Here is a 778-nt window from a genome sequence, read left to right on the forward strand (position 1 = left end):
GGGGGGCGTCGGCGCGATTGTTCGACGGGAGGTACGAGAGGAGGTCGCGGACGTAGTCGAGGGCGTCCTGTTCTCCGGAGGCGACGTAGTGCGCGACCCCGGATTTCTCCATGTGGGTTCTCGCGCCGCCGAGTTCTTCCATGGTGACGTTCTCACCGGTGACGGTTTTGATGACGTCGGGTCCGGTGACGAACATCTGGCTCGTGCCGTCGACCATGACCACGAAGTCGGTCAACGCCGGGGAGTAGACGTGCCCGCCTGCGGCGGGTCCCATGATCACCGAGATCTGCGGGATCACCCCCGACGCGCGGACGTTGCGGTGGAAGATCTCGCCGTACAGTCCGAGGGAGACGACCCCTTCCTGGATGCGGGCTCCGGCGCCTTCGTTGATGCCGACCAGGGGCCGGCCGGTTTTGACGGCCAGGTCCATCACCTTGACGATCTTCTCGCCGTAGATTTCCCCCAAGCTGCCGCCGAAGACGGTCGCGTCCTGGGAGAACACGCACACATCGCGGCCGTCGACGGTGCCGTAGCCGGTGACGACACCGTCACCGAAAGGCCGGTTGTCGGCCAACCCGAAGTTCTGGGAGCGGTGCCGGGCCAGAGCATCGAGTTCGACGAACGAGCCCTCGTCGAGCAGGGCGGTGATCCGCTCGCGGGCGGTGAGTTTGCCTTTGGCGTGGACCTTGTCCACCGCTGCCTCACCGGACGGGATCTCCGCAACCGCGAGACGTTTACGAAGATCGGCCAATTTACCCGCAGTGGTATGGATATCGGG

General features: G+C 65.2%; 1 protein-coding gene. It reads right to left on the reverse strand.

Translation table 11 applies throughout. The features are described from left to right. Window positions 1-778: acyl-CoA carboxylase subunit beta (locus RHBS_RS28210; protein ID WP_272913907.1), on the reverse strand; the 778-nt coding region annotated here is incomplete at both ends.

It is taken from the genome of Rhodococcus sp. BS-15 (assembly GCF_000813105.1).
Taxonomy (GTDB): domain Bacteria; phylum Actinomycetota; class Actinomycetes; order Mycobacteriales; family Mycobacteriaceae; genus Rhodococcoides.